The organism is Acinetobacter sp. CFCC 10889, assembly GCF_003268395.1.
In the GTDB taxonomy this organism is placed as follows: Bacteria; Pseudomonadota; Gammaproteobacteria; order Pseudomonadales; family Moraxellaceae; genus Acinetobacter.
In genome coordinates this window covers 1-7986 of sequence record NZ_LQXQ01000092.1, presented here as the reverse complement: position 1 = coordinate 7986, position 7986 = coordinate 1, and the positions used below count along the sequence as shown (strand labels likewise).

Below are 7986 nucleotides of genomic sequence, written 5' to 3'. Positions count from 1 at the left end.
AAATAAATCGTGTAAATTGCTCAGGCAAGTAAATGGCAGCATGATTTAGTATTTGATAAAAGAAACCCCCATCATCCTGACGGGGGCTCTTCGTATTGGTTCGCTAGGTAAACTCCTGTATTACCTCACTTCCTGATGCTCAGACTGTTTTATTGTTGTTTTTTGTCTGGGAAACTTCCTGTTCCCTATGTGTGTAGAATAGGCAATATTTATAAAGCAGAACAGTCGCAATTTTCAGTGTTTCATGTACGTTATTTCTTACAATATTGCATAAAAAAGCAGATCATGTGATCTGCTCTTCGAGATATCTGCTTTATATTCTGTCTTAGAAGTGAGCATCCAAACCAATATATGGACCTTTGAATTCAAATTTCATGTCACGTTTGTCCATGTCATCCAATTCGATATTCATGATACGGTAGCCCACTTTAGCCCCCAAATCCAATAACATGCTTTGTACAAAGTTGTATTGAACTTCTGCTTGAGCATCCGTGATTTTCACATCATTGACATTGGTATAGGTTGCTTCAGCTTTAGCACTGAGTCCTGTGAAAGGTAGTTTCGCACCAACTTCTGCATAGATAATAGGTGAATATTCATCAATATCTACAGATGTACCAAACTGTTTAACATCACCATTAAGGCGTGTTGCACCGACACCGACATCAGCTTTAACAACGTTGTCCAAGATTTCATAGTATAAAATTAAATCAGTATGATCTAAGTTAATATCTGTTTTATTGACTGTATTTTCTTCAGTTTCAGTATCTAATTTTGTATATTTTACTTTTACGTTGGGAATAACAGGTACAGGATGTTCAAATGCAACCGATGCCTGCACAGTGCCTTTACGGTCTAGATCATATTCTGAATTAATTCCAACATATGGATCTAAAAGAAGATCCTTTGTATCTGCTTTATGCTTTATTTGTGATGTACCATCAATACTCCAATAGCTGATGTCACCTTTTAAACCAATAAAATCTGCTTGTGCAACTGAACATAAGCCTAATGTTGCAATAAATAATGGTAGTTGTAACGTTTTCATATTTCCCTCTCGATGAAATGATCTTTTTTCATCTGATTTTGTTACTTAAATACATTTCAATACTGTACTCACTGAGCGCATGATATAGAGGTTTAAGCTATTTTGCATTATCAGAATACAGATAAAAAGGAGATGAGTGATGGCAGTGTTGGAATTTCCATTGTATGTGGCAGGTAAAGCGACCAAAACACAACAATGGCTTGAAATTGAAAATAAGTTCACGGGTGAAGTGTATGCCAAAGTGGCTTTGGCAGATGCGAAAACCTTAGAGAAAGCGATCAGCTCAGCAGTCAAAGCTGAACAGGAAATGGCGGCATTAAAGCCATTTCAAAAGCAAAAAATTTTGCTGCATTGTGTGAAACGTTTTAATGAACTTCGAGAAGAATTAACGACACTTCTGATCATTGAAGGTGGTAAGCCAAAAAATGCCGCAGCAGCAGAAGTTGAACGTTTGATTAATACTTTTCAAATCGCAGCGGATGCGGTGACGCAGTTGGATGATGGTCGTTTGATGCCATTGGCTGTCACAGCTGCGGCAGCGTCATATCGCAGTATGATTCAGCATGTGCCGATTGGTGTGGTGTCTTTGATCAGTCCATTTAATTTTCCATTGAATTTGACTGCACATAAAATTGCCCCTGCGATTGCTGCGGGCTGTCCATTTGTACTGAAACCTGCAAGTTTAACCCCGATTTCTGCGTTGAAAATTGCTGAAGTTTTGGCGGAAACTGATTTGCCTAAAGCTGCATTTTCAGTGTTACCATGTCCACGTGAACACGCAGATGTACTTGTTACGGATGATCGTTTTAAACTGCTCAGTTTTACAGGTTCAGATGTAGTTGGTTGGGACATGAAAGCCCGTGCAGGGCGTAAAAAAGTCACTTTAGAACTCGGTGGCAATGCTGCAGTGTTAATCGAGCCTGAGACGGAAATTACGGATGCTTTGGTTGATCGTTTGATTGGTGGTGCATATAGCCATGCAGGGCAGGTGTGTATCAGTGTGCAACGGATTTTGGCGCATGCTGATATTTATAGCGAATTGAAAAAAAAGCTTGTTGCAAAATTGAAAAAAATTCAAGCCGCAGATCCAACATTGGATACGACATTGGTTGGACCGATGATCAAAGAATCTGAAGCAGTACGTCTGAAAAAGTGGGTCGATAAAGCTGAGAAAAAAGGCGCTAAAATTTTGTGCGGTGGTACATTAAATGGCGTACTGTTTGAGCCAACTCTACTTGAAAATGTCGATGAATCTTTGGATATTTACCAAAATGAAGCCTTTGGTCCTGTGGCGATTTTAGAGAAATATAAAGATTTTAAAAAAGGCATTGCGGTGATTAATAAGAGCCGCTTTGGTTTGCAGGCAGGGGTTTATACGCAAAATCTAAACAAGATGCTTTATGCATGGGATCATTTGCATGTTGGTGGTGTGATTATCAATGACATTCCAACCTTCCGTGTCGACAACATGCCTTATGGTGGAGTGAAAGATTCAGGCTTAGGGCGTGAGGGAATTCAGTCAGCGATTCGGGATATGCAAGAAGAGCGATTGCTTGTGATTAAACAATAAGTCATATTAACAAGGAGCTTCGGCTCCTTTTTAATCATTAGATATTTTGAATAATTTGAGCGTTGATGATGAGAATAAAAAATTTAAATCAGTTTTTTGCACTATTTTTATTGATGCTAAGCAGTTTACCTGTTTGGGCTTTTCAAGCTGAAAAATTAGTGACAGATGCACGTTCTCAGATTTGGAAAACGTTGTATTACGATCCTGCTTATACCCAACTCAAATATCCAATGGGTGATGTGCCTTTGGTCAAAGGTGTTTGTACTGATGTCGTGATTCGGGCTTTGCGTCATCAAGGCATTGATTTGCAACAGCGCATTCATGAAGATATGAAAGCCAATTTTAAACACTACCCGCAGAAATGGGGCTTAAAAGGTACAGATAAAAATATTGATCATCGCCGAGTGCCGAATATTATGACCTATTTTCAGCGTCAAGCTTATGCGGTCAAAGACCAAAACTATCGGGCGGGTGATATTGTGACTTGGGATTTAGGCAAAGGATTGGTGCATATCGGTATTGTTTCGGATAAAACGACGCTGATTTCCAAGACTCCATTGATCATTCATAATATTGGTTATGGCACTCGGGAAAATGATATTTTGCATCAATATAAAATTACAGGACATTATCGGATTCCGAACAGTGCAAAGTAAAAATTGAGCATGAATAAATAGCAAATCAATCAGGAGAAAACGGATAAAAAAATAAGCAATTAATTGGGAAATGTTCATTCTAAAGTCGAATTTAGTGTAGAAATTACAGTAAAAGGCAAGGAAAACAGGTATTGTTGCGCCATTAAACAACATTTTCTTAAGATTTTCTTTAAGCAAGAAATCATGACAAAGTGTTGGTTTGTGATAACAACAAAGTGCTCACAAGGTGCAGTTTTATTCAAACAACAACGAATTTAGGAATTGGACTCTTCTTTGCTCGTCAAAGATAAAGAAAATATACGGCAATGGAGAGCCCACGTATTTTAGGTATTTTCTATGTCAGATAATCGTGAAAGTTGGTCAGCACGATCAGGCTTTATTTTAGCGGCGATTGGTTCAGCCGTGGGTTTGGGTAACATTTGGCGGTTCCCTTATGTTGCTTATGAAAATGGTGGTGGTGCGTTTTTAATCCCTTATTTGATTGCAATTTTTGCAGCAGGTTTACCGTTATTATTCTTGGACTATGCCGTGGGGCATAAGTTCCGCAAAGCCCCACCAACAGCATACAAAAAACTGATGAACAGTGAAGCATTGGGTTGGTGGCAGGTCATGGTGACTTTGGTCATCGGGATCTACTATGCCAGTGTCTTGTCATGGGCAGGCAGTTATATGTACTACTCCATTGGGCAAAAATGGGGTGCAAATACCGAAAACTTTTTCTTTAAAACCTATTTAGAAAATGGTGATGGGCTGACTTTTGGTTTTGTACCAACGCTATTTTTTGGTTTAGTCATAGTTTGGGCTGTGGTGATGTTTATTCTGTATGGCGGTGTACGACGTGGAGTGGAACTTGCCAATAAAATTTTTATGCCATTACTGGTGATTTTATTCACTATTCTGGTGATTCAAGCGATTCGCTTACCAGGTGCGACCGATGGTTTAAATGCGTTCTTTACGCCAAACTGGGATGCGATGAAGAACTATAAAGTATGGTTGGCAGCGTTCGGTCATATCTTCTTCTCATTGTCTGTGGGCTTCGGGATCATGTTGACTTATGCATCATACTTGAACAAAAAAGCCAATATGACAGGCTCAGGTGTGGTCGTGGCATTGGCCAACTCATCCTTTGAAATTTTGGCGGGGATCGGGGTATTTGCTGCACTGGGCTTTATGGCGCACGCTTCGGGTGTACCTGTAAAAGACGTGGTTTCAGGCGGTATTGGTTTAGCCTTTATTGCTTTCCCGAAAATCATTTCAAGTATGGGGGCAGGCGGTGACCTCTTTGGTTTCTTGTTCTTTGCTTCACTTGTGGTGGCAGGGATCACCTCTATGGTCAGTATTTTGCAAGTGCCAATCGCTGCATTCCAAGACAAGTTTGGTTGGTCTAAGAACAAAGCTGTGACGATCATTGGTGGTGTATCCGCTGTTATTTCCATTGCCTTATTCTCAACCGAAAGTGCAATTACCTTTGTAGACATCATTGACTACTTTGCCAATAACATTGGGATCGTTGGTGGTGGTTTATTGTCAATTATTTTGGTGTCTTGGTTCCGTCGTCCATTGATGGCTCAATTACAAGCGCATGTTAATCAATATTCAAGTATTAAACTGGGTACAGGTTGGAATTTTCTGCTCACTGTGATTACACCTTTATCACTTTTGATTGCATTATTGTTGACGATTAAAGCGATCATTACTGAAGGCTATGGGGGTTATCCTACTGCAACTTTATGGTTAATCGGTGGTGGTGTGGTGGCATTCTTTGTATTGGGTTCAGTGCTTTTAAGTCTCATGAAAGATAAAACTTCGGAGGAAAATTAAGATGAATACACAAGCAATTATCATGATGATTTTGTCTATTGTTTTGCTATGGGGTGGTCTGATTTTGGCAACCATTCATTTGGTGAAAAACCCTGATGAAGCTGAAGATTAATTTTAATAGATTGAAATAAATAATGCCCAATCATGTGATTGGGCATTTTTTTATGTTTGAAAATGATACTTTAAATGGACAATGGTTTACGCCATTTTTTGGATTTTACAATAATAAAAACCATCACCAAAGCCTGTTTCTGGTAATAACTGACGACCATGAATCTGAGTTAAACCCCATTTTGCATCAATTTTAATTTCTTCAGCATCCGCATGTTCAGTAAAAAAGTTCACCATTTGTTGTTCATTTTCAGCTTTTAAAATCGAACAAGTGATGTAAAGCATTGTGCCACCGACTTTGAGCTGTTGCCACATCTGGTTCAAAATCTGTTTTTGCAAATCGACAGTTTTTTGGATGTCCGTTGACTGACGTAACAGACGAATATCAGGATGACGACGTATTACCCCGATCGCAGAACATGGTGCATCAAGGACAATACAATCTACAGGTTGTTCAGCTGTCCATGTAGTCGCATCCGCAGTCAAAATTTCCACTTCACTGATCGCATTGAGTTCTAAACGTTCTAAGTTTTCAGTAACTCGAACTAAGCGTTTTGCATCATGATCAAGTGCGATGAGCTTTTTAGGTTGAAATTTCTCTAAAATATGTGCTGTTTTACCACCAGGTGCAGCGCAGGCATCAACTACGATTTTATCATTTAAATCAGGTAGTAAACTTGCACAAAGCTGAGCATGTTCATCTTGAACTGAAAACCCACCTTCCTCAAAACCTGGTAAATTGGTGATATTTCCAGTTTGATCCAACACGATGCCAACACTAGAAAGTTCACAGGCATGTGCAGCTATTTGTTCTTCTTCTAAAATATCTAAATATTCATCACGACCGACTTGACGATCATTGACTCGTAAAGTGAGTGGCGCGACTTGTTTTAAGTTGTGGCATAGTTCATCAACATGTTCAGGCCAATCTTTTTTCAAACGTTTAAACAACCAACTAGGTAAACCATGTGCTTGCTCTAAAGCCATTTGAAATTCCTCTGTTTCACGTGAAACACGACGTAGAACAGCATTAACCAAACCACTCATCGGTTGAAAACCGAGTTGTTTTACCGCATTGACCGTTTCCGAAATCGCAGCATGTGCAGGAATACGGGTGCAAAGCAATTGATATAAACCAAGATATAAACAACTTTCTAATGCTTCATTGTCCAAAGGTTTAGTCAAAAGTGGCAAGGTAATGGCTTTGAGCCCGTACCATTGGCGTAGACAACCGAGGGTTAACTCATGATAGAGACCACGATCTCGTTCTGAGACGATACTGAGCTGTTGGTTGAGTACAGAGCTTAAAGACTGACCATTTTGCACAGCAAGCAAGGTTTTCACGACTTGCGCACGTAAATTCACAGTAGGTTTGGCTGAGTGTTGTTGGCTCATGCGAAGATATGTCCTATGGTCAGTTTTTGAGTTTGGTTAATTTGTACCGCATTGAGTGCTTTGCCACCTGGCCATTGTAAATCAGTGATGCAGATCGCTTGCTGATCACCACATGCAACATGAACTCCGTTTTTATCCAAGGCAATAATTTCACCTGCTTGTTTACCTGACGCATCCATAGATGACAACACAGAATTCCATACCCGCAAATTATGATGTTCATCAATCGGGGTAAATGCCACAGGCCATGGATTAAAGGCACGAATATTACGATCAATTTCTACCGCAGAACGTGACCAGTCGATTTGTGCTTCTGCTTTAGAAAGCTTAGTTGCATAAACGGTCAAAGCTTCATCTTGCACTTCACGATCAGCCAAATACTGTTGCAAACCTGCTTCAGAGTCTAGAACTTGGCAAATTGCTGTCGCACCCTGAATCGCCAACTTGTCATGCAATGTCGCAGACGTATCTGTCGCACTAATCGGACAGACGGTTTTTAGCATCATGTCACCCGTATCCAAACCTGCTGCCATTTTCATAATGGTCACACCTGTTTCTGCATCACCGGTAGCAATTGCGCGTTGAATCGGTGCTGCACCACGCCAACGTGGTAACAATGAACCATGAATATTTAAGCAACCATATTTGGGTGTATCCAAAACCACCTGTGGCAAGATCAGACCATAGGCAGCAACGACCATCACATCGGCATTTAATGCTGCCAATTGTTGTTGTGCTGCCAAACCATCCTCAGTAGATGCTTTAAAGTTTAGCGGTTGATAAACAGGTAAATGATGTTGCAAAGCCAATTGTTTTACAGCAGAAGCTGTCATTTTTTGTCCACGACCTGCTTTACGATCAGGCTGAGTATAAACTGCGACAATTTCATGATTTGTTTTTAACAGTGCTGCAAGCGCATGTGCTGCAAACTCAGGTGTACCCGCAAATATGATTTTCAATGTCTAAGCTCTAGGCAAAATTTAACTTTTATTATAACAGAGAGCATTTAAAACGTTAAAAAGTGAAATACTATACAAATTTAACACTAATTTTGTTTAAATTTTATGCTAATTTAATGACAATACTATTGTAAGTCATTGTTTTTGAATGAAAAATAAAATAATAAAAAAGCGAAAAATTGTTTAAAAAATAGATATTTGCAGCTAATATTATAAAAATCGTAGAACAAAAAAAGTGCAAGATTTTTAGTCTAAAAAATGCAAACAAGATCACATAATTATTGATTTATGAGCTCTTGTGTAGTTTAATTGCTTAAAATTTGCGTAATTTATAGGCATTCTTGTAATACAAAGCAAAAGTATCAAGTGCCACCTATTAGGGAAACTCTCATGAATAAAATTTATAAAGTAATTTGGGTGGTGTAT

The 7986-nt window shown here is 39.2% G+C and carries 7 protein-coding genes; 4 read left to right on the top strand and 3 right to left on the bottom strand.

The genetic code is table 11. The features are described 5' to 3' along the window. Window positions 1-325: 325 nt before the first annotated feature. Window positions 326-1048, bottom strand: a complete 723-nt coding sequence (locus tag AVJ19_RS19810) for a TIGR04219 family outer membrane beta-barrel protein (protein ID WP_111861281.1) — start codon at window positions 1046-1048, stop codon at window positions 326-328. A 139-nt stretch (window positions 1049-1187) separates the two neighbouring features. Here AVJ19_RS19810 and AVJ19_RS19805 point away from each other — a divergent pair, with 139 nt between their 5' ends. From AVJ19_RS19805 to AVJ19_RS19785, 4 genes are all read left to right on the top strand, one after another. Continuing rightward, window positions 1188-2618, top strand: a complete 1431-nt coding sequence (locus AVJ19_RS19805; protein ID WP_111861280.1) for an aldehyde dehydrogenase family protein — start codon at window positions 1188-1190, stop codon at window positions 2616-2618. 68 nt (window positions 2619-2686) lie between these two features. Further along, window positions 2687-3274 (top strand): DUF1287 domain-containing protein, encoded by a 588-nt coding sequence (locus tag AVJ19_RS19800; protein ID WP_111861279.1) that lies wholly within the window; start codon window positions 2687-2689, stop codon window positions 3272-3274. A gap of 336 nt (window positions 3275-3610) precedes the next feature. Beyond that, window positions 3611-5095 carry a sodium-dependent transporter gene (locus tag AVJ19_RS19790; protein WP_111861277.1) on the top strand — a complete coding sequence of 495 codons (1485 nt, stop codon included), beginning with the start codon at window positions 3611-3613 and terminating at the stop codon, window positions 5093-5095. Between the two features lies 1 nt (window position 5096). Further along, entirely contained in the window at window positions 5097-5207 is a 111-nt protein-coding gene (locus AVJ19_RS19785; protein WP_111861276.1) for a methionine/alanine import family NSS transporter small subunit, read from the top strand. Between the two features lie 86 nt (window positions 5208-5293). Here the strand turns inward: AVJ19_RS19785 and rsmB are convergent, their stop codons facing one another. Both rsmB and fmt read right to left on the bottom strand, forming a co-directional pair. Continuing rightward, the gene (gene rsmB / locus AVJ19_RS19780; RefSeq protein WP_111861275.1) at window positions 5294-6601 is read right to left on the bottom strand and encodes a 16S rRNA (cytosine(967)-C(5))-methyltransferase RsmB; all 1308 of its coding nucleotides are present in this window, start codon (window positions 6599-6601) and stop codon (window positions 5294-5296) included. After that, on the bottom strand, window positions 6598-7560 hold the full coding sequence (gene fmt, locus AVJ19_RS19775; protein WP_111861274.1) for a methionyl-tRNA formyltransferase: 963 nt from the start codon (window positions 7558-7560) through the stop codon (window positions 6598-6600). Before fmt ends, rsmB begins: the two co-directional genes overlap by 4 nt. Window positions 7561-7986: the final 426 nt, after the last annotated feature.

Bases quoted from the DNA above. Each gene is read 5' to 3' on its own strand.
- AVJ19_RS19785 (WP_111861276.1), top strand. From the start codon at position 5,097: ATGAATACACAAGCAATTATCATGATGATTTTGTCTATTGTTTTGCTA.
- AVJ19_RS19800 (WP_111861279.1), top strand. From the start codon at position 2,687: ATGAGAATAAAAAATTTAAATCAGTTTTTTGCACTATTTTTATTGATG.
- AVJ19_RS19810 (WP_111861281.1), bottom strand. From the start codon at position 1,048: ATGAAAACGTTACAACTACCATTATTTATTGCAACATTAGGCTTATGT.
- rsmB (WP_111861275.1), bottom strand. From the start codon at position 6,601: ATGAGCCAACAACACTCAGCCAAACCTACTGTGAATTTACGTGCGCAA.
- AVJ19_RS19805 (WP_111861280.1), top strand. From the start codon at position 1,188: ATGGCAGTGTTGGAATTTCCATTGTATGTGGCAGGTAAAGCGACCAAA.
- AVJ19_RS19790 (WP_111861277.1), top strand. From the start codon at position 3,611: ATGTCAGATAATCGTGAAAGTTGGTCAGCACGATCAGGCTTTATTTTA.